At 69.9% G+C, this 23,102-nt stretch carries 23 protein-coding genes; 10 read left to right on the top strand and 13 right to left on the bottom strand.

The annotated features are described in order from the left end of the window. Positions 1–247: 247 nt before the first annotated feature. From EHO50_RS21765 to EHO50_RS21750, 4 genes are all read left to right on the top strand, one after another. A complete protein-coding gene (locus EHO50_RS21765) occupies positions 248–1,540 on the top strand; it encodes a KAP family P-loop NTPase fold protein (RefSeq protein ID WP_128432317.1) in 1,293 nt (430 codons plus the stop codon). Further along, positions 1,530–3,344: an Hsp70 family protein gene (locus EHO50_RS21760; RefSeq protein WP_128432314.1), complete on the top strand. Its 1,815-nt coding sequence runs from the start codon at positions 1,530–1,532 to the stop codon at positions 3,342–3,344. The genes EHO50_RS21765 and EHO50_RS21760 overlap by 11 nt, the downstream gene beginning before the upstream one ends. A 66-nt stretch (positions 3,345–3,410) precedes the next feature. Further along, positions 3,411–4,637, top strand: a complete 1,227-nt coding sequence (locus EHO50_RS21755; RefSeq protein WP_128432312.1) for an LmeA family phospholipid-binding protein — start codon at positions 3,411–3,413, stop codon at positions 4,635–4,637. A 185-nt stretch (positions 4,638–4,822) separates the two neighbouring features. Beyond that, complete coding sequence (locus EHO50_RS21750; protein ID WP_425472241.1) at positions 4,823–5,392, top strand: ABC transporter transmembrane domain-containing protein; 570 nt, start codon at positions 4,823–4,825, stop codon at positions 5,390–5,392. A 47-nt stretch (positions 5,393–5,439) separates the two neighbouring features. On the opposite strand, the gene EHO50_RS21745 is transcribed toward EHO50_RS21750, so the two are convergent. The 13 genes from EHO50_RS21745 to EHO50_RS21690 all read right to left on the bottom strand — a co-directional run bounded on the left by EHO50_RS21745 (position 5,440) and on the right by EHO50_RS21690 (position 18,349). Further along, entirely contained in the window at positions 5,440–6,213 is a 774-nt protein-coding gene (locus EHO50_RS21745; protein ID WP_128432309.1) for a carbonic anhydrase, read from the bottom strand. 143 nt (positions 6,214–6,356) lie between these two features. After that, a complete protein-coding gene (locus EHO50_RS45155; protein WP_246101307.1) occupies positions 6,357–6,884 on the bottom strand; it encodes an alpha/beta hydrolase in 528 nt (175 codons plus the stop codon). Positions 6,885–7,057: 173 nt separating this feature from the next. Continuing rightward, entirely contained in the window at positions 7,058–7,786 is a 729-nt protein-coding gene (locus tag EHO50_RS45150; RefSeq protein WP_246101305.1) for an alpha/beta fold hydrolase, read from the bottom strand. 130 nt (positions 7,787–7,916) lie between these two features. Then, entirely contained in the window at positions 7,917–9,986 is a 2,070-nt protein-coding gene (locus EHO50_RS21735) for a pectinesterase family protein (protein ID WP_128432307.1), read from the bottom strand. A gap of 99 nt (positions 9,987–10,085) precedes the next feature. Next, entirely contained in the window at positions 10,086–10,508 is a 423-nt protein-coding gene (locus EHO50_RS21730) for a hypothetical protein (protein ID WP_128432305.1), read from the bottom strand. 101 nt (positions 10,509–10,609) lie between these two features. Further along, positions 10,610–11,485 carry a hypothetical protein gene (locus EHO50_RS21725; protein ID WP_128432302.1) on the bottom strand — a complete coding sequence of 292 codons (876 nt, stop codon included), beginning with the start codon at positions 11,483–11,485 and terminating at the stop codon, positions 10,610–10,612. 589 nt (positions 11,486–12,074) lie between these two features. Beyond that, positions 12,075–12,557: a hypothetical protein gene (locus EHO50_RS21720; RefSeq protein WP_128432300.1), complete on the bottom strand. Its 483-nt coding sequence runs from the start codon at positions 12,555–12,557 to the stop codon at positions 12,075–12,077. Positions 12,558–12,679: 122 nt separating this feature from the next. Further along, on the bottom strand, positions 12,680–14,122 hold the full coding sequence (locus EHO50_RS21715; protein WP_128432298.1) for a HAMP domain-containing sensor histidine kinase: 1,443 nt from the start codon (positions 14,120–14,122) through the stop codon (positions 12,680–12,682). Next, on the bottom strand, positions 14,119–14,856 hold the full coding sequence (locus EHO50_RS21710) for a response regulator transcription factor (protein WP_128432295.1): 738 nt from the start codon (positions 14,854–14,856) through the stop codon (positions 14,119–14,121). The genes EHO50_RS21715 and EHO50_RS21710 overlap by 4 nt, the downstream gene beginning before the upstream one ends. Before the next feature lie 80 nt (positions 14,857–14,936). Further along, the gene (locus tag EHO50_RS21705) at positions 14,937–15,134 is read right to left on the bottom strand and encodes a hypothetical protein (RefSeq protein WP_246101303.1); all 198 of its coding nucleotides are present in this window, start codon (positions 15,132–15,134) and stop codon (positions 14,937–14,939) included. Positions 15,135–15,184: 50 nt separating this feature from the next. Then, the gene (locus EHO50_RS21700) at positions 15,185–16,276 is read right to left on the bottom strand and encodes a S1C family serine protease (protein ID WP_164904898.1); all 1,092 of its coding nucleotides are present in this window, start codon (positions 16,274–16,276) and stop codon (positions 15,185–15,187) included. 143 nt (positions 16,277–16,419) lie between these two features. Beyond that, positions 16,420–17,442: a LacI family DNA-binding transcriptional regulator gene (locus EHO50_RS21695; RefSeq protein WP_128432290.1), complete on the bottom strand. Its 1,023-nt coding sequence runs from the start codon at positions 17,440–17,442 to the stop codon at positions 16,420–16,422. A gap of 127 nt (positions 17,443–17,569) precedes the next feature. Further along, entirely contained in the window at positions 17,570–18,349 is a 780-nt protein-coding gene (locus EHO50_RS21690; RefSeq protein WP_128432287.1) for a winged helix-turn-helix transcriptional regulator, read from the bottom strand. A gap of 181 nt (positions 18,350–18,530) precedes the next feature. Between EHO50_RS21690 and EHO50_RS21685 the strand changes: the two genes are divergently transcribed. From EHO50_RS21685 to EHO50_RS21660, 6 genes are all read left to right on the top strand, one after another. Next, positions 18,531–19,385 (top strand): alpha/beta hydrolase, encoded by an 855-nt coding sequence (locus EHO50_RS21685; RefSeq protein WP_128432285.1) that lies wholly within the window; start codon positions 18,531–18,533, stop codon positions 19,383–19,385. 37 nt (positions 19,386–19,422) lie between these two features. Then, positions 19,423–19,677 carry a MoaD/ThiS family protein gene (locus EHO50_RS21680; protein WP_030052141.1) on the top strand — a complete coding sequence of 85 codons (255 nt, stop codon included), beginning with the start codon at positions 19,423–19,425 and terminating at the stop codon, positions 19,675–19,677. A gap of 2 nt (positions 19,678–19,679) precedes the next feature. Continuing rightward, the gene (locus EHO50_RS21675; protein ID WP_128432283.1) at positions 19,680–20,897 is read left to right on the top strand and encodes a hypothetical protein; all 1,218 of its coding nucleotides are present in this window, start codon (positions 19,680–19,682) and stop codon (positions 20,895–20,897) included. Between the two features lie 199 nt (positions 20,898–21,096). Beyond that, complete coding sequence (locus EHO50_RS21670) at positions 21,097–21,834, top strand: LmeA family phospholipid-binding protein (protein WP_128432597.1); 738 nt, start codon at positions 21,097–21,099, stop codon at positions 21,832–21,834. Between the two features lie 208 nt (positions 21,835–22,042). Further along, the gene (locus EHO50_RS46065) at positions 22,043–22,123 is read left to right on the top strand and encodes an Ms5788A family Cys-rich leader peptide (protein ID WP_350751515.1); all 81 of its coding nucleotides are present in this window, start codon (positions 22,043–22,045) and stop codon (positions 22,121–22,123) included. 127 nt (positions 22,124–22,250) lie between these two features. Further along, positions 22,251–23,090 carry a sulfurtransferase gene (locus tag EHO50_RS21660; RefSeq protein WP_128432281.1) on the top strand — a complete coding sequence of 280 codons (840 nt, stop codon included), beginning with the start codon at positions 22,251–22,253 and terminating at the stop codon, positions 23,088–23,090. Positions 23,091–23,102: the final 12 nt, after the last annotated feature.

The raw sequence follows: 23,102 nt of genomic DNA, 5'->3' as shown, positions 1-23,102 counted from the left end.
CAGGCGGGGTCGGTACGCACGGTCGACCGGATCGATGCGTACCGACCCCTTGCCGATCTCCGGCCGCGTTGGTGCAATCGCAGCTCCCTCCTCCTACGGAACGCGTATCCCGGCCTGGTCACCGGGCTGTTTCGGCCGAAACACCGGCACCGACAGGCCTGTTCGGGGGCACCATGAGTGACCCGCCGACAGCGCTTGGTCAGGGCGACCCGAGGCTGAACGGCGGCTTGGGGGAGGGGGGAAACACATGCTGCTGCCCGACAATCCGATTTCGGGACCGGACGGAGATCGTTTCGGATTCAGCACTCATGCCAAGGTGCTCTGCGACGCGATCGCGACCGCGGAGGGCCTGCCGTTGACCATCGGGGTCTTCGGGCCCTGGGGGATGGGCAAGTCGAGTTTCATGAAGGTCTGCGAGGGCCTGCTGAAAGCCCGCGACATCCGGACCGTCTGGTTCAATCCCTGGAAGTACGACCAGAAGGACGAGATCTGGCACGCGCTCATCCAGACCGTACTCACCGAGATCGCCCAGGACCTCGACCACCGACGGAAGTCCGGTGAGGAGACGCCGCAGGAGCGGCTCGGCGCAGCCCTGGAGACGGTGAAGCGGCTGAGCCAGGCGGCGGCCTGGCTGCTCGCGCGCAGGACGGCGGGCCCCCTCACGGCGGGTTTCCTGGGCCCCGAGGACGTCGACGCCGTGCAGAGCGCGCTCACCGCACCGGGCGTGGAGACATATCTGCACGTCAACCGCTTTGAACAGGACTTCAAGGACGTCGTCAACGCATACTCCGACGGCGGTCGGCTCGTCCTGTTCATCGACGACCTGGACCGCTGCCACGAGGACGCGGCGATCACCGTGCTCGACTCCCTGAAACTCTTCATGGGAGAGGGCTCCTGTGTCTTCGTCCTCGCCATGGACTATCAGGTCGTCGCGGACGCGGCGGCCAAACGGTTCGACAGCGAACGTACGGACGGCGCGCGCGGCCGTCAGTACCTGGAGAAGCTGATCCACTTTCCGTTCCACCTGCCCGTGATCCCGTTCGAGTCACTGCAGCTGCACCTTCACGACGAGGTCACGGACCCGGCGCTGACGGGCTCACGCGAGCTCTGGGAGCTCATCGAGGTCGCCTTCACGGCCAACCCGCGAAGGGTGCGCCGCTTCGTCAACGGCCTGAACCACACGGCCCTGACGCTGCACGAGCACAACGACCCGCCCGGGCGGGAACGGCTGCTGCACGCGGGCACACTCCTCGCGTTCCAGATCATGCACCCCGACTTCTACTCCGCCCTGCAGCGCGATCCCGGCGTCTGGGCGCGGTTCGACGAGGCCGAGTTCGCCAAGACCGAACTCGGCGGGCAGGACGCGGAGCTCGCCAGAAGGAACCCCGGGGTACGGCGGCTGATCGCGGCGGTGTCGTCGCGGCGCACGGGCTTCGACTTCCCCCCGCCGCCGACGGCCACCGTGATCAGACTGCTGACCGAGGTGTTGACGGTGGCCGGCGGATCGGCCGCGGCCGAGGGGGCGGCCCATGGCGCATGACACCGAATCCGACATCGGGTACGCGGTCGGCCTGGACCTCGGAGACGGGGAGAGCTCCCTGTGCTGGTTGCCGACCCACGGGCGGAGCAAAGCGCGGGTCTACACCAGGGGAACCGACGGCGCCGCCATCGTGACGGCCCTGGGGCGCGAGCGCATGGACCAGGGCGGATACCGGTACGTCATCGGCGAAGCGGCCGTGATGGCGCAGAACGTCCTGCACTTCAGCGTCAACTTCAAGTCCCGGCCGGACCCGCAGGACCTGGCCGTCCCGGAAGCCGTCCAGTTCGCCCAGATCCTCCTCACCGAGTTCCTGTCCCGGCACCCCGAGGTCAGGGGGAACTGCGTGGTGTACGTCGGTCACCCCACGGGCTGGGACGACGTATCGGTGGCGACGTACGCCAGGCACTTTTCGTCGATGAACGTTCCCGTGCGGCTCGTGGCGGAGTCCCAGTCGGCGCTCGTGCACGTCAGGGACCGAAGAGGCGGACGGCGGGAGGAACGCCGGCTCGACCGGGTCCTGGTCGTCGACATCGGCTCCTCCACGACCGACTTCACGTTCGTCGAGGACCTGATCCCCAGGAACCTTCCGGTGGGCTCCGATCTGGGCTGTGCCGTGATCGACCGGGAGCTCGCCAGGATGGTGCGGGAGGCGTTCGCGGGGGACGAAAAGTTCACCACGGCTCTTGGCCGGGACGACTCGGGGGAGGAGATGCTGCTGCTCGCGTGCCGCCGGGCGAAGGAAGCGCAGTTCACCGGGACGGATGTCCGCCTCCAGGATCTCCAGGTCGGCTGTGACCCCCGGTTCACCCCCTTCCTGGGCCCCTCTTTGGGCTGGCTCAGGGGCGTGGACATTCCAGGGCGCGTCGTGCGTGGGCCGGGCGGCTGGGCCGAGGGCTTTTCGGACGTGCTGACGGAGGTGCGGGGCCTGCTCGGCGCGACGGAGCCCGAGCTGGTGGTGATCACCGGAGGCGGATCGCGTATGCCCGTCGCACGCCGGCTGTGTCTCGACGCGTTCCCGGAGGCCAACGTCGAGAGCGACAGCGACCCTTCCCAGTCCGTGACCCGGGGGCTCGCCAGCGTCGGACGGCACCGAGTCAACGTGGCACGGTTCCGGCACGACATCCATGAGCTCAAGGATCGGCCGGACTTCGAGGAGAAGATCCGCGCCGGCCTGCTCGACGCGTTCGACCAGGCGAGGAACACCCTCCTGACCCGCCTGCTGGAAAGGGCCGACGACGGCAACGCCGATGCCGAGGACGAACAGGACATCGACGCGCTCATCCGTCGGCTCACCGGGATGGACCAGGTGCTCGCTCGCCTGCGCGTACGCCTCACTGCCGAACTCACCCCCATGGCCCTGGAAATCTGCCGCAAATACGACATCAGGGCCGACCAGTTCATGCTTGAGCTCGTCCTGCCCGGGGTCATCGGCACCGCCATCAGCGCGCGGATCCGTCCCATGTGGCGCACGTTGCGTGGTGCCCAGTCCGTGCTCAAGACGATCGGAAGCATGGGGGGTCTCGGCCTTTATGCGATGAGGTTTGCGATGCAGAGCTCGAAGCGTCTCGCGCACTTGGGCGCGCTGGGAGCCGTCGCCGGAGGCGTGCTGGCTCTCCCGAAGGCGACGGAGATGGCCGCCCGCAAGCTCATCCGTACGACACTGGAGAACGCGCAGCTCGATCCCGCCGAGGTGAGCAGCGTGGTCACCCACGTGGCCGAGCAGATCACCGAGCAGATGGACCGGCGTGCCCAGGAGGTCGAGCGCTTCGTCTCCGACAGACCCGGCCCTGAGGCCGGGCTGTAGTGACGTGGGTCGCAGACTCCCGGTACAGGTTGCGGGCGGGGGGCATGTGCATGATCGGATGGATCGATGCGTACCCCCCACCGCATAACCACGCATCCCTATCCAAACCCCTACGAGGAGCTCGCCAGTCTGGACGACGGTCCGCTGGAGGAGTTTCTCCACGAGGACATACGGGACGAGCAGGCGGAGCAGGACGAGGCGGCGGCCCAGGACGATCCCTGGGCCCCGCCCAACCACCGCCGTAACGGCCGGCGCCGCCGACGAGGTCGCTTCGCCGGGCTTCCCCTCGCGCTGAAGGCGGTGGTCGCACTCGTCGTCCTCGCCGCCTTCCTCACCCTCGCCGACCGCTGGGCCCTCCTGTACGCCGAGCGCAGAGCGGCGGACACCCTCAAGAACCGCTTCGATCTGGCCGCGGCGCCCGAGGTGGAGATCGGCGGCTTCCCCTTCCTCACCCAACTCGCCGACGAGCGGCTGGACTCGGTGAAGGTGACCGTCCCCGACGTGGCCGCCGACCGGATCTCGCTCGCGCAGGTGACGGCGACGGCACGGGACGTACGGCTGGACACCGACGGCCCGACGGCGGTGCGCGGCGCCGAAGTCCCGAGGCTGGAGGGCGACGTCCTCCTCTCCTTCGCGGACCTCAACCGCGAACTCGGCGCCTCCCAGGTCACGTTCACGGGTCAGGGCCGTGACCGGGTCCGGGCGCGCGGCACCCTCCCGGTCGCCGGACACGACCTGCGCCTGCGCGCCGAGGCCCGCATCCTGCGCGACGGTGACCGGGGCATCGCGACGCACATCGGCGGAATGCGCCTGGACATCGGGGACCTGGCCACGTACCGCCCCGGCGCCCGCGCCACGGACGGCCTGCACCTGAGCCGCGACTCGGCGGACCGCCTCGCCCGCGAAACCAGCAAGGCGAAGGCGCTCCTGTCGATCCCGTCGGTCGTACGGCGCCTGGGAGTGCCCGACTCCGTCGTCCGCGAGGCCCTGCGCAACGAGTCCAAGCTCACCGACCTGACCGGCACCCCGCGCTTCCTCCACCAGGCCATGCGCCTGAACCTCATCGACCTGGCCCTCGACCACCCCGCCCTGCTCAAGCGCCTGGGCTTCGACCCCGCCCTCCTCGACGCCCTGCCCCGCCTCACCCGCCCGGTCCTCGCCGACCAGCTCTCCCTGGGCTTCCGGCTGCCCGAGCCGCCGAGCGGGCAGCTGCGGCTGCGGGATGTGCGGGTGGAGGAGGACGGGATCAGGGTGCGGTTGGAGGGGGCGGGGCTGGCGGTCGGGCGCCGGTAACTGCAAGACCGCCGCCCCGGCCGCCAAGAAGCACAAGGCTCCCGCCGCGCCGAAGAAGGCGGCCCCGAAGCGCCGCCCGGTCGCGCACAAGGGCTGAGGTCCGCCACGAGGCGGGGTCACCGGAGCGTCCGCGCTCCGGGGCCCCGCCTCGGCCATGTCCGCGGGGACCGCAAAGGGAGTTGAGCATGAGGGAAGTCCGGGACGCCTTCCGGCGTTTCTGGCCGCTGACGCGAGGCGATCGGGAGTGGCTGGCGGCCATCGTGGCCTGCGTCGTCGTCGCCGCGCCGGCCGAGACCGCGTCGATCCTGCTGTTCGCCGAGCTCACCGACAACGCGCTGAAGGCCGGCTCGCTGTCGGCGTTCTGGGGCCCGGCGGCGGCCTGGCTGGGCGTCGCCGCGCTGGGCGCGCTCGTCGGCTACCTCGGCAACTCGCTCGCCACCTGGACCGCCGAGAGATTCGTGCTGCGGCTGCGCGCGAAGGTGTTCCGGCATGTCCAGGACCTGCCGCCGCACTTCTTCCAGAAGCACCGGCAGGGCGACCTGGTCGAGCGGCTCACCGCCCCTGTTCCTCCTGGCCGCCCGCCACTTCTCCGGCCGTATCCGCACCGCTTCCCAGGACGAGCGGGTGGCCGACGGCGGGGGCGTTGGCGGAGCAGACGCTCGTTCTCAGGCTTTGATCGCCGTGGCGTGACCAGGGGGGCGGCATGGCAGAGCGCACGACCGTCCAGGTGTCCCGGCATGCTCGGCTCCAACTGACGTCGGGCATGCCGGGGCGGGCGGGGTTATCCCGCAGGTCGCCGTCGTCAGGCGAGGCGGTGGACGCGCTGGGTGTCCAGGTCGTAGCGGGCGCCGACGATGGCCAGTTCGCCGGCGGCCACCTTCGCGGCGAGGTCGGGCTCTGCGGCGAGGCGGGCGCGGACGGCCCGTACGTTGGCGTCGATGGTGGAGCCGACGCGGGCGTCGCCCGTCTTGGAGTGGTCGATGTTCGGGGCTATCTGGTCGGCGATGTACTGGATGTGGGCCGGCAGCCGCTCACCCGACTCGTCCGCCGCGACGGCCGCCTTCACGGCGCCGCACGACTGGTGGCCCACGACCAGGACCAGCGGGATGTCCAGTTCGAGCACGCCGTAGGCGACGCTGCCGAGTACGGCCTCGTCCAGGACCTCGCCGGCGCTGCGCACGGTCATCAGGTCACCGAGGCCCTGGTCGAAGACCAGCTCCGGCGGCACCCGGGAGTCGATGCAGCCGAGGACGAGGGCGAACGGATGCTGACCCGTCGTCAGGCTCTGCCGCACGGCGGGCGACTCGTCGGGGTGCCGCTCGCGGAAGGTGCGCCAGCGGTGGTTGCCCGCGGCGAGCTCACGCAGGGCTTCCTGAGGAGTGCTGGGGCGGCGACCGGAGGCCCCGGTGGTGGGGGCGGCGGAGGCGGAGCCCGTACCGAGGGCGGCGGTGGCCCCCAGTGCCGCGGCCCCGGTCAGCCCGGCCCGCAGGAGTGCGCGGCGGGCGAGAGAGGGGAGGGCGAACCGCTTGTGAGCAGTGCTGGCCGGCTGTGAGCCGGCGGATCTGTCGGAATTCACGGGGTGGAACGTACGCTCGAAACTTCAAATAAACGTTCCCATTGCTGAATCATGGGCGGGCGCGGGGAACTCATGATCGAGCGTTGGCCGGCTCTTGGCATTCACCCGTGCCTGCTTTGACCTTTCCAGCACGAACCCGCCTGTCAGGAACGGCACTTGACGTCGTCCGCAGGCAGTCGCCCGCTGGTCAGATAGGCGGTCACCGTGCGGGTGGCGCAGGAGCCGGGGTCGGGGTAGATCCCGTGGCCCCGTCCGCCCCGGACCTCCACCAGACGGGAGCCGCGCAAGGCGCGATGCATGGCCCGCCCCTCGGGGAGAGGCGTCTGGGAGTCCCACTGGTTCTGTACGACGAGGACGCCGACCGTGTTGTCGACGCGGGTGGCCGGTTCGGCGCCGCGCGGCCAGAACGCGCACGGGGTGATACCGGAGGCGAAGTCGCCGTAGAGGGGGTGGCGGGCGCCCTCGCGGAGGGCGTCGCGCCGGTACTGCTCCGGATCGCGAGGCCAGGAGGCGGAATTGTCGGCGCAGGTGATGGCCCAGTGGAGCGCCTCGCTATTGGCGTCGTAGGCATCGACCGGAGTATCGGCCGGGCGGGGCTCCGGGCGGGTGGCGTGAGCCCGGCGGAGCGAGACGAGGTCGCGGGCGGCCTGGTAGGGGTCGTTGAAGAACATCGGCCGCAGCGAGTTGCGTATGTCGGCGCCGGTGACGGCCCGGTCCTGGTAGTCGTAGTCGCTGCCGTTGTACTTGAGCGGGGTGCGGTCGGCACGGGCGACGAGCCGGGAGAAGGATGCCCGGACCTTCGCGGGGGTGGCGCCGAGGTGGTAGGTGCCGTCCTTGCGGGCGATCAGCCGGCTCCAGTCCCGACGGCGCCCAGGTAGGTGCCGTAGGACCAGCCGACGTAGGAGATCTTCCGCTCGCCCAGCACACCACGGATGACGTCCATGTCGCGGGCGGTGTTGCGGGTGTTGAGGTACGGCAGGCGGGCGCCTTGGCGTGCGGTGCACTTGCTCGCGAACCGGCGGGCGAGTGCGGTGTCCTCGGCGAAGGCGGCGGCGCGGTACGCGCGCGGCCACTCCACCTCCCGCTCGGTGAGACCGCAGCGCAGGGGGGTGCTGGCGCCCAGGCCGCGCGGGTCGAAGCCGACGAGGTCGTAGCGGTCGGTGACGCTCTTGGGGAACTGCTCCTTCAGCCCGGCCGGATAGCTCAGGCCAGGGCTGCCGGGCCCACCGGGATTGGTCAGGAGCACACCGTGCCGCTTGCCGGGTACGGCGGTGCGCAGGCGCGAGATCTTGAGGCGGAGGGTGGGGCCGGAGGGGCGTGCGTAGTCGAGGGGCACGGTGATCGTGGCGCACCGGAAGCCGGCGGGGTAGTGCGCGCTGCTCGGGCCGCAGCGCTGCCAGGTGGGGTGCTGGTCGTAGTAGCGGGCGAGGGTGGCGGGGTGGTCGGGCGGGGTGGATGCAGTGACTGCCGTCCCGGGAGTCGTGGTCGGCGTCGCCCGCGCCTGGACGGTGGGGACGAAGAGGGTCGCGAGCAGGCCGGTGGCGGCGAGGGCGGCTTTGTGTGTGGTGCGCATGGCATCACCCTCGCCGTGCCCACCAGGCCCGCACCTCGGCCGAAAGGCCGGAAACCCGGGGGCTTCCGGCCTGGTGGGCCCGGCCGAACGGCCGAGCCACGTCCTCAGAGCGAACAGGGGTCGGCAGGACCTAGGAAGCCGTAGGCGTCCAGTCCCCCAACCAGTCCGCGACCTCCTGCCCGGTTGCCTGGGCGTCGGTCAGCTGGGGTCGGTCGGAGCTTGCGGAACCGGAGCCCGCGCCGGAGTTCTTGTACTCGGCGAAACGGTCGTCCTTCCAGGAGAAGCCGCCCATGTCGGACCAGGGCGTGGTCTTGACGGCGGCGCTCAGCGTGCTGTTGCGGACCGTGGTCTGCGGGTCGAGGGACGCGTCACCGCCGGCGTGCCAGTTGCGGCCGAGGAAGAAGGAACGGTCGGACACGTCACCGTTGATCGTGGAGTTGGTGATCAGGATGCCCTTGCGGTTGGCGGGGGTGCTGGGCGCGGTGACATAGCCGGCCGAGGAGCCGTCCCAGCGCTTCTTCAGAGTGATGACAGAGCGGTCGATCACCGCCGTCGCCCGGCCGAAGATGAAGTCGACGTTGCCGACGACGTAGGAGTTCTTCATGTAGACGCGGCCCAGCTTGTCCTTGGCCGCGGTGTCCACGAGCAGGGTGTCCTGGTCGCCGCCGACGATGACGCCGTCGAGGAACACTTTGTCGGCGGCGGTGCGCAGGGCGACGGCCTGGTGGCCGTTCAGGTTCTGGTTCGCCTTCTCGTCGAAGTCGTTGTTGATCGTCAGGTTGCGGGCCTGGAAGTCGTCGGCCTCGACGGCGACGGTGGCGCTGCCGCCCGTGCCGTAGGTACCGCCGCCCGGCTTGGGTGTGCCGGACGCGTTGTTGTAGACGATCACCGTGTCCTTACGGCTGCTGCCCGTGCCCTGGATGGTGACGTGCGGCTTGTTCGCCGGGACCTTGACCAGCTCGCGGTACGTCCCCGGCTTGACCGCGATCACGACCCGTGAGGCGTTGTTCGCGGGTACGGCGTCCACGGCGGACTGCACGGTCGTGTACTGCCCGCTGCCGTCCTTGGCGACGGTGAGCGTCGTGGCGGCCTTGGTGCTCGCCGCCGCGGCCGTCGTACCGATGGAACTGCGCGGTCCCGCGCCCGACTTGAGGAGCGACGGCACGTTCGCCGCCGCGTCGAGCGTGTACGAGTAGTACGTCTTCGGATCGAAGGCCGTGCCCCCGCTCTCATTACGCCCGCTGGTGCCGGAGAAGACGCTGCCGCGCTGGACGAGCGTCGCGGTGCTGTCCTTGATGACGGGGTTGTTGACGCCCTGGAAGTAGGAGTTCTCCAGGACCATCTTCGTCTTGCCGCGCGAGTAGTTGCCGTACGACGACTTGATGTCGGTGCCCGCCACGTCCTCCAGGAAGTTGTTGTAGAGGTGCGCGTGGGCGGCGTTGTCGGTGGAGGGATTGCGCTGCTCGGTCTCGCGGATCCAGTTGTGGTGGATGGTGATGTCGGTGACGACATTCTCGGTCCACCCGATGCCGAAGGCCTTGTTGTCGTTGCTCAGCTTGTTCCAGGACACGGTCACGTTCGTGCTGTCCTTGCGCACGTCGATGAGGCCGTCGGCCATGTGCCGCAGATCGTTGTGGTCGATCCACACATGGTGGGCGCCGTCCATCTGGATGGCGTCGAAGTCGTGGTCCTTGTCGTTCCAGACGCCCTGGTACGCGTCCCGGATGGTGAGGTTCCGGATGATCACGTTGTGCACGCCGGAACCGAGGAAGAAGCCGCCACCGACGATGTGCCCGGAGGTACCGGACCCGACGATGGTCTTGTTCGACTGGACCTTGATCTCCTTGCCCACCGGGTTCATGTTGATGGTCCCGGCGACAACGATGACGTAGGGCTCCGCGGCCGTGGCGTACTTCTCCAGGTCGGCCTGCGTCTTCACGGTCACGATCTGACCGTCCCGGCCACCGTAGGTGCCGTTCTGGCCGAGCGAGTTGACGGACGCGAAGCCGTCGGCGGTGGCAGTGGCCCAGGCGGGGGCGGCGGTGGTCGCGGCGGACGCCTTCTGCTGGGCGTCCTCGCCGAAGAGGCCGAGGTCCGTGCCGTAGGCCAGAGTGCCGGCGGCGGTCAGGGCGAGGGGGATACCGACCGCCAGCGCGCTCCTGCTTCTGCGGTGCCGGGGCCGGTTGCGGGTTTCAGTCACGGCTGCTTCCGTTCAGGTCAAGTGGTGGGGGGCTCACGTCACTTGCCTGTCGAAGCTGTGGAGGGAAAGGTTGCCGTGCTCGGACGTGCTTTGGGGCGCCTACGAGGACGGAGCCGGAGTCGCGTCGTCGTCCCTCGCCGTGGCGTTGCGGTTCTGCCGGCTCAGGTGGACGGCGTGGAGCAGGGTGCCGACCGCTGCCGCGCCGCTCAACAGGGAGCCGAAGGCCGCGATCAGTGAGCCGGGGCCGTCGCCTCCGCCGCCACCCGGGTTCACCGCGACGACGGTCTGGGTCACGACGGTGACAGGGGTCGGTTCACCGGGTGCGGTCGGTTCCTCGGTGGCGCCGGGATCACCCGTGTACGGCGGCTGCGTGGTGTACCAACTGGTCGACGGGTGCCCGGAGGGAGGAGTCCCGCGCGACCCCGAGGTCGCCGCCACGACGAGGAGCGAGACGGCTCCTGCCGTGAACAACAGACCCACGGTGATCCACAGGGCGATCTTCGGTGACGAGTTCTTCGACATGGCTCCCCCTCGCCCCAAGCGTAAGGAGAAACGGCCGGGAAGTGGATCACGTTCCCGGCCGCCTTGGGTGAGAAAGTGCGCCAAGTGGCGCCTGGGGACCCCTACTTGGCGCAGGTGCCCGGGTCCAGCTTCTCCTCCACCTTGTCCTCGCGGCCGTCGGGCTGCCCGTTGGGCAGGAGCTTGTCGGAGACGCCGTCGATGTAGTAGCCGTACGAGTAGATCGTCTTCCAGCTCGCGTCCCGGCCGCGCCAGGTGTGCGTGGTGACGTCGCCGTCACCCTTGTTCCACTGGTAGTCCTCGACGTAGAAGACCGGGTTCACGCGCACCACGCGCTGGTACGGCGTCCAGGTCACGGCGACCTGGGTGCACGGCGGGATGGTCTTCTCGCTGCGGCGCTCGAACTTGGACTCCTTCTCCCAGCCCCACTCGTAGCCGGCGCTGCCGCCCACGCTGCCCGAGAAGATGCTCTTGGCGAGGGAGAGGCCGATGGTGCCGCCGACGCTCTTCTTGGCGAACGTCTTGGTGCCGTAGCTGCTGACGAAGGTCTCCTTGTCGTCCTTCGAACCGCGGTTGCCGATCCACGGCGAGGTGCGGACCGTCGCGCCCTTGGTGGACCAGGTGGACGCCTCGGCGTAACCGCACCAGCCGCGGAACAGCTCCCACGGCCCGGCGGGCTTCCACAGCCCGAAGACGTCCCGCAGGTACTCGTCCTGCGTCTTGAACTCGCCGGTGTCGACGTTGTAGGCGCCGTAGACGCCGGTCAGGCTCCCCTCCTGGTTGCAGAGCCGCTCGATCATCAGGTCGGTGTTCCCGGGGTCCGTACCCCGGATGTTCGACGCGCCGCCCGGCCCGTTCCCGGCCGCCTGCGCGGTTCCGGTGCCGGTCAGCACGCCGGCTATGGCGAGGGCGGTGGAGGCGGTGATCAGGGCGCTCTTCTTGGCGCCCTTCCCGAGCTTCGATTTGCGAATGAGTCGCATGGGGGTTGGCTCACTCCTGTCTGCTGTGCACAGGCGCCGACTGGTACGTCCGGCACCTGTCTGACAGCCAGGAAGATTGCAGAGAACTCGCGAGTAGGGTCGGAATCAGGTGAGGATGACAGGACATCGACAGCTGGGTGGGGGTGTCTGTCGGGTTTTTCCTGGCTTTGGCCTGCTGCCGCTTCACATGAATGCGCGGCCCCCTGGGCGGTACGGACCCCTTCGCCGCGACCGTGGACGTCGGGTGCGCGGCAGGGAACCGTGGCCGTTGCCGTATGCGTTCGCGATCATGTTCCGCGACGGCGCCCGGCCCGGTCCGGGGGGAGGGCGTCGGGCCGGGCGCCGCACCACCAACTGTCGCGTCCCTCGCCTTTGATTCGCCTCGGCCGAAAGGCCGGGTCCCGCCTGCTCCCCTGGCCGCCCCTCGGCCGATCGGCCGACCCCGAGTGAGTGGGGGGCCGGGTCCGAGGGCGCCTCGGAGTGATCAGAGGGCGACCAGGTCGAGGACGTTGATCACGACATCGGCAACGTCTGTACGGTCTGGTACTCGTCTTCGGCGCGACCTCGTGGACGTCCGTCCTGGCCGGCGTCAAGAACTGGTCGCCGACCTCGCGTCGTCGTCCGTCGCCGCGGTGGCGCTGCGGTTCTGGCGGCTCAGATGGACCGCGTGGAGCAGTGTGCCGACCGCCGCGGCGCCGCTCAGCAGGGAGCCGAGGGCTGTGATCAGTGCGCCTGGGCCGTCGCTGCCGCCCCCGCCCGAGGGCACCGCGACGACGGTCTGGGTCACTACGGTCACCGGCGTCGATGGGACGGTCCCACCGCCGCTCGGTTCCGAGGACGTCCCCGGGTCCGGTTCCGTCGGTTCCTCGGTCGGCCCATCGGTGTCACCGGGGTCGTCGGTCGTCTCCGGCCGCGTCGTGTGCCAACTGGTCGACCCGGCGCCCCCGCCCCGGTCCGGCTCCTCGTCCGACCCCGACACCACCGTCAGAACGAGGAGCGAGACGGCACCCGCTGTGAACACGAGGCCCAAGGCGATCCACAGCGCGATTTTCGGCAGCGAATTCTTCAACATGGCTCCCCCTCGCCTCAAGCCTAGGGGGAAACGGCCGGGAAGCGGATCTACTTCCCGGCCGCTTTGGGAGAGCAACTCCGTAGCGGGGCCGTAGCGGTAGACGTGCGGGGTACCGAACGTGACTACTCCTGCGGCTCCGCAGGCGGCGGCGTCGGCGCCCCCGGCAGCCGTACCGTCGCCACCGTGCCGCCGTCCTGCGCGCGGGCCAGCGTGACCTGGCCGCCCGCCTGCCCGACCGTACGGGCCACGATCGACAGGCCCAGTCCCGAGCCCGGCAGGGCCCGTGCGCTCGGTGAGCGCCAGAAGCGGTCGAAGACGTGGGGGAGTTCGTCGGCGGGGATGCCGGGGCCGTGGTCGCGGACGGTCAGGACACCGTCGGCGAGTTGCACCTCGATCGCGCCGCCCTCGGGGCTGAACTTCACCGCGTTGTCGAGGATGTTGACCACAGCGCGTTCGAGGGCCGCCGGTTCTGCCCGTACGTACCAGGGCTGAAGGTCGGCGGTGATCGTCAGCTCCGGGCCGCGCAGTCGTGCCCGGCGCAGGGCGGACTCGACCGTTTCCTCCAGCGAGATCACCTGGACGCGTTCGCCACGCTGGCCCTCGGAGCGGGACAGCTCCTGCAAGTCGCCTATCAGTGCGGCCAGTTCGGTCATCTGAGCCTTGACGGAGGCGAGCAGCGCCTTGCGGTCGGCCTCCGGGATCGGGCGGCCCGTCTCCTCGCTGCGGGTGAGGAGCTCGATGTTGGTGCGGAGGGAGGTGAGGGGGGTGCGCAGTTCGTGGCCGGCGTCGGCGATGAGCTGCTGCTGGAGTTCGCGGGAGCTGGCCAGGGCGGAGGTCATGGAGTTGAAGGAACGGGAGAGCCGGGCCACCTCGTCCTCGCTGTCGTCCTCGACCGGGATGCGGATGTTCAGGTCCTCGGTGCGGGCCACGTGCTCTACGGCGTCGGTGAGTTTGTCGACGGGACGGAGGCCGGCCCGGGCGACCGCGAGGCCGGCGGCTCCGGCACCTACGACTCCGATGCCGGAGACGAGGAGGAGGATGAGGGCGAGTTCGTTGAGGGTGGACTGGGTGCCGCTCAACGGGGCTGCCACGAGCACGCCCACCGGCTTCCCGTCGGAAGCGTCGACGCCCAGGTACACGGTCAGTGCGCGGACCTTGTTGCCGTCCTCGTCGGTGCCGTTGCGTTTGGTGCCCTGGCCGATGCGCTCCGCGGTCTTGAGCAACTCCTTGTCGGAGTCGGTCACCTTGACGGTGCCCCGCGAGAACCGGCTGACGCAGGGATCGCCCTCCTCCTTGACCAGCTGGATGTAGTTGATCCCGAACCGGCCTCCCTCAGTGCCCTGCTGCGGGGTCCGGGAGCAGGTGCTGATGACCGAATCGAGCGTGTCCGGTTTGCGCACCATCTGCTCCAGGTCCTGGTCGACCTGGTCGTACAGCTTCCCTTGCACGATGAACCAACACGTCACCGAAACCGCCGCCACCGCGAACGCCACCGCAGCCGCCACCAGCAACGACAGCCGCGTCCGGATCGGCAGCGACCTGAACCGGCGTAGAACCCTGTTCACTCCGCCCCGCCCTGCCGCAGCACATACCCCACACCCCGAACCGTGTGCACGAGCCTCGGCTCGCCGCCCGCCTCGGTCTTGCGGCGCAGGTACATGACGTACACGTCCAGCGAGTTCGACGACGGCTCGAAGTCGAAGCCCCACACGGCCTTCAGGATCTGCTCACGCGTCAGCACCTGGCGCGGATGCGCCATGAACATCTCCAGCAGCGTGAACTCCGTACGGGTCAGCTCCACCGGCCGCCCACCCCGCGTCACCTCGCGCGTCGCGAGGTCCATGCGCAGGTCGGCGAAGGTCAGCGCCTCGTCCTCCTCCACCGCGCCCGCACCGGCCGCCGCCGAGTAGGAGCTGCGTCGCAGCAGGGCGCGGACCCGGGCGAAGAGTTCGTCCAGTTCGAAGGGCTTGACCAGGTAGTCGTCGGCCCCGGCATCCAGTCCCGTCACGCGGTCGCCGACCGTGTCACGGGCCGTCAGCATGAGGATCGGCGTCGTGTCGCCGGCGCCACGGATGCGGCGGGCGGCGGTCAGGCCGTCCATGCGGGGCATCTGGATGTCCAGGACCACCAGGTCGGGCCGGTAGGCCGTCGCCTTCTCCAGGGCGTCGGCGCCGTCGACCGCGACCTCGGTGTCGTACCCCTCGAAGGCGAGGCTGCGCTGGAGTGCTTCACGCACCGCCGGCTCGTCGTCGACGATCAGGATGCGCTGGGGGTCACGGTCGCCATCGGCGGGGCTCATGGGCTCGGGATCCTCGGGTGCGGTGGGACGGAGGGGCTGATCGGCTGAACGCCTTCAGCGTCGCATGTTTCCGGGCTTTCTCAGCCTCGTACGGTACGGCGGCGGCCGCGGGCGGCAGCGGCCCGGCGACCCGCGCTCGGGCGGGCGGTCGCCAGTTCCGGCGCCCGGGACGGGGCGGTCGGCGCGTGCAGGGCGCCGGCGACCGCGAGGGCCAGGGCGAGGTCGGCGGGACCGACGCCGGTAGCGGTGTGCTCAACCTGCTCAACCTGCTTGATCACGACGTACTCCTTCAGCTCTGCGGGGTCAGCCTGCGGGGTCAGCCTGCGGGTCAGCTCTGCGAACCCGACCGCAGCTTCGCCAGGTCGGACTTGACGGTGTTGATCGGGATGGCGAAGCCGAGGCCCACGCTGCCCGCGTCGGACGAACTCGAGCCGGAGGCCGAGTACATCGCTGAGTTGATGCCGATGATGTTGCCGTTCATGTCGATCAGCGCGCCGCCGGAGTTGCCGGGGTTCAGGGACGCGTCCGTCTGGATCGCCTTGTACGTCGTCGTCGACGAACCGGTGTCGCCGTTGAACTGCTGACCGCCGAACTCGAACGGCCACCCGCCGCCGCCCTGCTGCTGTTGCTGCTGGCCCTGGCTCTCGTCCGTCGAGACGGTCACGTCCCGGTTGAGCGCGGACACGATGCCGCTGGTGACCGTGCCGGTCAGGCCCTCGGGGGAGCCGATCGCCACGACCTGGTCGCCGACCTGGACGCCGGAGGAGTCGCCGAGGGTGGCCACCGTGAGCCCGGAGGCGTTCTGCAGCTTGATCAGCGCGAGGTCCTTGCTGCTGTCGGTGCCGACGACCTCGGCGGTGTACTGCTTGCCGTCGCTGGTCCTCACCTTGATCGACGAGGCGCCGGAGACGACGTGGTTGTTGGTGACGATCTCGCCGTCACTGGTGATGATCACGCCCGAGCCGGTGGAGGATCCGGCGTTCGAGGTCGCGTTGATCTCGACGATGCTGGGGCTGACCGCCTTGGCGACGCCGGAGACCGTGCCCTTCTGGCTGGAGGGGACGACGTTGGTGCTGGTGGAGCTGGTGGTGGCGACGGTGTCGTTGCCGGTCAGCTCCTGGATGCCGTACGCCGTGCCGCCGCCGATCGCCGCGGCGACGATCGCCACGGCGGCGAGCAGCGCGACCGGGCCGCGGGGGCGGCGCCGTGTCTTCGGCGGCTGGGCGACGGGCTCGGTGAGGAGAGCGGTGGGGGCTCCGCCGGCAGGGACGCCGGTACCGGCTTCGGCCTGTGCGGCCGGCTGGTACGCCGGCGGGGGCGGCCACTCGGGGTTCACGGGGGAGGAGGCGTGCTGCTGGGCGCCCTGGTGGGGGTTCGTGTACTGCTCGTACTCGCCGTCGCGGCGGAAGCTCTCGGTCATGACAATGAGCTTGTCGCCCGACCATGAGAGCTTCCTGAGTGCTCCCTGAGAAGCCCGGCAGAAGGTCGTATGCCCGATGTAAAGACCGTTCTCGCGGCTTGGTGAGGCCTCTCAGACAGGCTTCATGAAAGCCGGCCCGGCCCTCACTTGCAGCCGCAGGACCGCCGTACCACCAAGCGCGACGGAAACACCTTCAACCGCTCACGCCGCGACCCGGCAACCCGCAGTCCGTCATCGAGGACCAGATCCACGGCGGCCCGCGCCATCGCTGACCGGTCGGACGCGATCGTCGTCAGCGGCGGATCCGCCAGCGCCGCCTCCTTGATGTCGTCGAACCCGGCGACAGCCAGCTCCCCGGGCACGTCGATCCGCAGCTCCCGCGCCGCCCGCAGCACGCCGATCGCCTGGTCGTCGGTGGAGCAGAAGATCGCGGGCGGACGGTGGGGCCCGGACAGGATGTCGAGCGCTACGCGATACGCGTCGTAGCGGTTGTACGGCGCCTCGAACAGCCGCCCCTCCGTCGGGATCCCGGCCTCGGCCATCGCGCGCCGCCAGCCCTCGACGTGGTCGGAGACCGGGTCGCCGACCGCCGGGGTCTCGGCGGTGCCGCCCACACAGGCGACGTACTCGTAGCCGTGCTCCAGCAGGTGGCGTACGGCGAGCTGGGCGCCGCCGAGGTCGTCGGTGACGACGGCGACGTCGTCGATGGCCTCCGGCCGCTCGTGCAGCAGGACGACCCGGGCGTCCCAGGCCTCGATCTCGGCGGCGGCCAGGTCGTTCAGAGCGTGGGAGACCAGGATGAGCCCCGAGACCCGCATCCCCAGGAACGCCCGCAGATAGTGGACCTCGCGCTCGCCGACGTAGTCGGAGTTGCCGACGAGGACCATCTTTCCGCGCTCGGCGGCGGCCCACTCGACCGCGTGCGCCATCTCCCCGAAGAAGGGCTGGCGCGCGTCCGGCACGATCAGGCCTATGAGATCCGTGCGCCGCGAGGCCATCGCCTGGGCGACCCGGTCGGGCCGGTACCCCAGTTCCTTGATCGCGGCGAGGACACGCTCGCGCGTGGCCGGGGCAACCGGCCGGGGTCCGTTGTTGATGACGTAACTGACGACGGCAGTGGAAGTCCCTGCCAGCCGTGCCACGTCATCGCGAGTCACCTTGGCCACGCGCGGAGTCTACGCGGATGGACCCGCTCTGGGCAGGGCGTGAAGGAGCTTCCCTGTCGCCCGGCTGTCACCGGGCTGTGCGAAAGCAACGCCGATGACGCCCCGCCCGAGCGTCCGCTGTGCCTTTCTATGCCTCGGCCCGCACTTCGGCGTCGTCCAGGACGGCTGTCTCGTCCGCATCCGCCGACTTTGACCGGTCAGCCTTGGCCTTGGCTTCCTCGGCGGCACGGTCGATCTTCTCGGGGGTAACGAATCGATAACCGACGTTCCGGACGGTCCCGATGAGTGACTCGTGCTCGGGGCCGAGCTTGGCGCGCAGTCGTCGTACGTGCACGTCGACGGTCCGGGTGCCGCCGAAGTAGTCGTAGCCCCAGACCTCCTGGAGCAGCTGTGCGCGCGTGAAGACGCGGCCCGGGTGCTGGGCGAGGTACTTCAGGAGCTCGAACTCCTTGAAGGTGAGGTCGAGGACCCGGCCCTTGAGCTTGGCGCTGTACGTCGCCTCGTCGACCGACAGGTCGCCGTTGCGGATCTCCATCGGGGAGTCGTCGTTGACGATCTGCTGGCGGCCCATGGCGAGCCGCAGCCGCGCCTCGACCTCGGCGGGGCCGGCGGTGTCCAGCAGGACGTCGTCGATACCCCAGTCGGCGGTGACGGCGGCGAGGCCGCCCTCGGTCACGACGAGGATGAGCGGACAGCCGGGGCCGGTCGAGCGCAGCAGCTGGCAGAGGCTGCGGACCTGAGGCAGGTCACGCCGGCCGTCGATGAGGATGGCGTCGGCACCCGGGGTGTCGACGAGTGCGGGGCCTTCCGCCGGAGCCACACGCACGTTGTGCAGCAGCAGGCCGAGAGCGGGGAGCACCTCCGTCGACGGCTGGAGGGCATTGGTCAGGAGCAGCAGAGAACTCATACGTCTGGTTCCTCCTCGGTCCCTGCGAGGACGTGTGCGGTACGGAACTGCTCTGCGATCCCGAAGGCCCCGTACACCTGCGGTCACCTGAGGTTTCCCGCGTCGTATACAACGCTTCCGAAAGCACAAAAGGACCCGGGGGCTACGCTGCCCGAGTCCTCTGCCCAGCAGAATAGCCCACATGAGCAACGGTCCGGCAGGTCATGTGGCACGATCGACGGTTCGTCCGCACTCTGAGACAACCAGACGTACACCTTTGCGGACGTTTCTGCACACTGACGACGGCGTGACGATCGATTCCGTATACGACCCGGGTGCGGTCGTATACGACGCCTCCCGTCCACCCGCCGGTGACCTGGCGTTCGTCGTGGCCCACGGCTTCACCGGCGACGTGGACAAGCCGCACGTACGACGGGTGGCGGAGGCCTTCACCCGGCACGGGGCCGTCGTCACCTTCTCCTTCCGGGGCCACGGAGCATCGGGCGGCCGCTCGACGGTCGGCGACCGCGAGGTGCTCGACCTGGCGGCCGCGGTGCGGTGGGCCCGCGAACTCGGGCACACGCGCGTGGCGACCGTGGGCTTCTCCATGGGGGGTTCGGTGGTGTTGCGGCATGCGGCGCTGTACGGCGAGGGGGGCGAAGCCGGGGGCGCGGCCGGGGACGGTGGGGCGCGCGCGGATGCGGTGGTGTCGGTGAGTGCGCCGGCGCGCTGGTACTACCGAGGTACGCCCCACATGCGCCGGCTGCACTGGCTCGTGACCCGGCCGGAGGGGCGGTTGGTGGGCCGCTACGGATTCCGTACGCGCATCCACCACCGGGACTGGAATCCGGTGCCGATGTCCCCGGTGGAGGCGGTCCCGAGGATCGCGCCCACACCTCTGCTGATCGTGCACGGCGACCGGGACGGCTACTTCCCCCTCGACCACCCCCGCATGCTGGCCGCGGCGGCCGGTGACCGGATGGGGCACGCCGAGCACGCGGCCCCCGACGGGCTGCTGGGCCGGATCGGGGACTGGGCTGTCGGTCGGGCGGGCTAGCCTGACGGGGTACACAGCCGATCGATTGAGGAACCCGATGCCAAAGGTCACGGTGCGCTACTGGGCCGCGGCGAAGGCCGCCGCCGGGATCGCCGAGGAGCCGTTCGACGCGGCCACGCTTGCCGAGGCGCTCGACGCCGCCCGCGAGCGACACCCCGGTGAACTCGTGCGCGTCCTGCAGCGATGCTCGTTCCTCGTCGACGGTGACCCCGTGGGCACCCGCGAACATGAGACGGTACGGCTGGCCGACGGCGGCACGGTCGAGGTGCTCCCGCCGTTCGCAGGAGGGTGACGATGAGCGACCAGCCGTATCAGGGGTACGACGGGTACGACCCGTATCAGCAGCAGCCCGCGCCGCAGGGGTGGCCCGGGCAGCAGGCGTACGACGATCCGCAGGCGGCCCAGCAGTACACGCAGCAGTGGCAGGGGCAGACCTGGGAGACGCAGGTGCAGCCACCGGTCGCGCCGGCTTCGGCGGCGGAGACGTCTTATCTGCCGTCGCAGGGCACGTATGCGGGGGCGGGTGCTTCGGATTACCGGGGCGGGGACTCGTCCGGGTATCAGGCGGGCGGCTGGGAGGGGGTGCCGCAGACGCAGGCGCAGTCCCGGCAGGGTCATGTTCATGCCCCGCAGGGCCAGGCTCCACAGTCGCACTCACACTCACAGGCCCAGGCACCCCAGCCCGAGGCGGCTGCGGAGGCGCAGGCCGAGTCGGGCGAAGACCCCGCCTACGGTCCCGCGACCGTCGTCGGCAACGCCCGCATCACCGACGCCCAGCGGGCCCGGCTGGAGGGACGTTCCCCGATCATCGAGCCCGGGGTCCAGCCGGCCGCGCTCACGGCGCTGCTCGGGCTGCTGCTCTCGGTGACGGCGGCGATCGGGTCGTACGCCCTGCTCCTCCCCCTCGTCCTCCTTCAGGCGGTGACGGCGGCGGGCTGGTTCCGGCTGAACGGCATGTGGCCCGCCCGACAGGGCATCGCGTTGGCCTTCGCGGGCGCCGTGACGGCGGACGTGGCGCTGCTGGCGGCCGACCGGGCACCGGCGGCGATCCTCGGCACGCTGGGGGTCTGGGTGCTGCTGGCGCTGGTGCTGCAGCTCCGCTCGCACGCTGATCCGGACGAGCGGATGTACGGCCTGATGGCGGCGGTCGCCTCGGCGGCGCTGTCGATCGTCGCGGCGGGGTACCTCGCGGCGGAGGGGGACGCGGTGACGGTGGGCGCGGTGGCGGTCGCGGTCGCGGTCCTGGCGCGGGCGTTGCCGTTGCCGACGCCGGTCTCCGTGGTCGTCTCGTTGCTCGCTGCGGCGGGGGCCGGGGCTGTGGTCGGTGCGATGGCCGGGGTGGGGACGGACGGGGCTCTGCTCGGTGCCGGTGCCGCGGTGTGTGCGCTGATCGGGCACCGGGTGGCCGGCTACGACTATCCGTCCAGGTTCGTGCACTTCACGGCGGGCGTCGCGCTGCCGTTGGCGGCTGCGGCACCGGCGGTGTACCTGCTGGGGCGGGCTCTGGCCTGAGCGGGGCCGGCGCCGCCCGACAAAACGGGCGCCGCCCGCGAGGTCGGTCTTGCGCCGGCTCGGTCCGTCCCCCCTGTCACAGCTGATCGACAATTCGCCGGGTCAGGCCTTCCGCGGAGTTACGCTCGCGCTGAGACGGCCACCCGGTCGTCGGTGACCGTCGTCGTTGATGACCTTTGAGGTGGGGGAACACCACGTCATGCGAGCCCTGCGGATACTGCTGATCGTCGTCGTGATACTCGGCGGCCTCTTCGTGCTGGCCGACCGGCTCGCCGTCGGGTTCGCCGAGGACGAAGCGGCCGGCAAGCTCCAGGCCAACGAGAACCTGGCCGCCGCCCCCGACGTGTCCATCAAGGGCTTCCCCTTCCTGACCCAGGTCGCGAGCGGCACGCTGGACGACGTCGAGGTGGGGATCAAGGACTACGAGGCCACCACCGGCACCGACAGCAAGACGATCCGCATCGACGACCTCACGGCGAACATGAAGGGCGTCGAGTTCTCCGGCGACTACAGCTCCGCCACCGCGGCCACCGCCACCGGCACCGCGTCCATCACCTACGCCGAGCTGCTGAAGACCGCCAAGTCCGAGCCCACCCAGGTCGCCCCCGGCGTCACCGCCAGCGTCATCGGCCTCTCCGACGGCGGCAACGGCAAGATCAAGGTCGCCGTCGAGGCCACCGTCCTCGGCAACAAGCTGCCCGAGCCGGTCTACGTCCTGAGCTCGGTCACCACCCAGGGCGACACCGTGAAGGTGCACGCCGACAACCTGCCCGACTTCGGCGGCGCCGACATCGCCGAGAACCGGGCCCGTGCGATCACCGACTTCGAGCAGAAGATCGACGGCCTCCCCGGCGGCATCCAGCTCGACCAGGTCCAGGCGGCGAAGAACGGCGTCGAGATCACCGTGAAGGGTTCGAACGTCCGCCTGGCCGGGTAGTACGGCCACCGAACCCGATCCCCCAACACCCGGTGTCCGACTGGCGAGACGGCGCCGTCCGCACCGTAGATGTGATCGCCGATACATCGGCCCGGGGGCCGTGCCGAGACGCTCTCGGCGATGACTCGATCCCGCATCGCGGACGATCCTGTCTCAGCATGCGACACACCGGTGACACGCCCACCTGTCCGTCCCTACGATCGTGGCCATGAAGCGACAGGCGGATCTCACGAAGCGGCGGGCAGTAGACCTGTGCCGCGTTGCCGCCATGCTCTGTCGCCCCTTCTGAGCGGAAGCTCCGACTTCTGCGTTTCCCCGCGCCCTGACCAGGGCACAGGTGCGCCGTCTCGGCCCGAGCGCGCGCACCCCTTCGCACTCGCACGCCCCGCCGCAACTGCCCCGGAGGAGAGAAGAGCATGAGCCGCAGCGACGTCCTCGTCGACGCCGACTGGGTCCAGGAGAACCTGGACGACCCCAACATCGCGATCGTGGAGGTGGACGAAGACACGTCCGCCTACGAGAAGAACCACATCAAGAACGCGATCCGCATCGACTGGACCAAGGACCTGCAGGACCCGGTCCGCCGTGACTTCATCGACCAGGAGGGCTTCGAGAAGCTCCTGTCGGCGAAGGGCATCGGCAACGACACCCTGGTGATCCTTTACGGCGGCAACAACAACTGGTTCGCGTCCTACGCCTACTGGTACTTCAAGCTCTACGGCCACGAGAACGTCAAGCTCCTCGACGGCGGCCGCAAGAAGTGGGAGCTGGACGCCCGTGAGCTGGTCGAGGAGGTGCCCGAGCGCCCGACGACCGACTACGAGGCCAAGGCCCAGGACACCTCCATCCGTGCCTTCCGTGACGACGTCGTCGCCGCGATCGGCTCGCAGAACCTGGTCGACGTCCGGTCGCCCGACGAGTTCTCCGGCAAGCTGCTCGCCCCCGCGCACCTGCCGCAGGAGCAGTCGCAGCGTCCGGGTCACGTCCCGTCCGCCCGCAACATCCCGTGGTCGAAGAACGCCAACGACGACGGCACCTTCAAGTCGGACGACGAGCTCAAGGAGCTCTACGCCGAGGAGCAGGTCGACCTGGCGAAGGACACCATCGCCTACTGCCGTATCGGTGAGCGCTCCGCGCTGACCTGGTTCGTCCTGCACGAGCTGCTCGGCGTGGAGAACGTCAAGAACTACGACGGCTCCTGGACCGAGTACGGCTCCCTCGTCGGCGTCCCGATCGAGCTCGGCGCCAACAAGTAACCACCAAGCCCA

The sequence above is a fragment of the Streptomyces cyaneus genome (assembly GCF_004028635.1).
Classification (GTDB): Bacteria; Actinomycetota; Actinomycetes; order Streptomycetales; family Streptomycetaceae; genus Streptomyces; species Streptomyces cyaneus.
This window is presented reverse-complemented; position numbering and strand designations above follow the sequence as displayed.

Bases quoted from the DNA above. Each gene is read 5' to 3' on its own strand.
- EHO50_RS46065 (WP_350751515.1), top strand. From the start codon at position 22,043: ATGAAGCGACAGGCGGATCTCACGAAGCGGCGGGCAGTAGACCTGTGC.
- EHO50_RS21700 (WP_164904898.1), bottom strand. From the start codon at position 16,276: ATGACCGAGAGCTTCCGCCGCGACGGCGAGTACGAGCAGTACACGAAC.
- EHO50_RS21670 (WP_128432597.1), top strand. From the start codon at position 21,097: ATGCGAGCCCTGCGGATACTGCTGATCGTCGTCGTGATACTCGGCGGC.
- EHO50_RS21755 (WP_128432312.1), top strand. From the start codon at position 3,411: ATGCGTACCCCCCACCGCATAACCACGCATCCCTATCCAAACCCCTAC.
- EHO50_RS45155 (WP_246101307.1), bottom strand. From the start codon at position 6,884: ATGTTCTTCAACGACCCCTACCAGGCCGCCCGCGACCTCGTCTCGCTC.
- EHO50_RS21680 (WP_030052141.1), top strand. From the start codon at position 19,423: ATGCCAAAGGTCACGGTGCGCTACTGGGCCGCGGCGAAGGCCGCCGCC.
- EHO50_RS21685 (WP_128432285.1), top strand. From the start codon at position 18,531: ATGAGCAACGGTCCGGCAGGTCATGTGGCACGATCGACGGTTCGTCCG.
- EHO50_RS21710 (WP_128432295.1), bottom strand. From the start codon at position 14,856: ATGAGCCCCGCCGATGGCGACCGTGACCCCCAGCGCATCCTGATCGTC.
- EHO50_RS45150 (WP_246101305.1), bottom strand. From the start codon at position 7,786: ATGCGCACCACACACAAAGCCGCCCTCGCCGCCACCGGCCTGCTCGCG.
- EHO50_RS21760 (WP_128432314.1), top strand. From the start codon at position 1,530: ATGGCGCATGACACCGAATCCGACATCGGGTACGCGGTCGGCCTGGAC.
- EHO50_RS21675 (WP_128432283.1), top strand. From the start codon at position 19,680: ATGAGCGACCAGCCGTATCAGGGGTACGACGGGTACGACCCGTATCAG.
- EHO50_RS21765 (WP_128432317.1), top strand. From the start codon at position 248: ATGCTGCTGCCCGACAATCCGATTTCGGGACCGGACGGAGATCGTTTC.
- EHO50_RS21720 (WP_128432300.1), bottom strand. From the start codon at position 12,557: ATGTTGAAGAATTCGCTGCCGAAAATCGCGCTGTGGATCGCCTTGGGC.
- EHO50_RS21690 (WP_128432287.1), bottom strand. From the start codon at position 18,349: ATGAGTTCTCTGCTGCTCCTGACCAATGCCCTCCAGCCGTCGACGGAG.
- EHO50_RS21660 (WP_128432281.1), top strand. From the start codon at position 22,251: ATGAGCCGCAGCGACGTCCTCGTCGACGCCGACTGGGTCCAGGAGAAC.
- EHO50_RS21730 (WP_128432305.1), bottom strand. From the start codon at position 10,508: ATGTCGAAGAACTCGTCACCGAAGATCGCCCTGTGGATCACCGTGGGT.
- EHO50_RS21725 (WP_128432302.1), bottom strand. From the start codon at position 11,485: ATGCGACTCATTCGCAAATCGAAGCTCGGGAAGGGCGCCAAGAAGAGC.
- EHO50_RS21750 (WP_425472241.1), top strand. From the start codon at position 4,823: ATGAGGGAAGTCCGGGACGCCTTCCGGCGTTTCTGGCCGCTGACGCGA.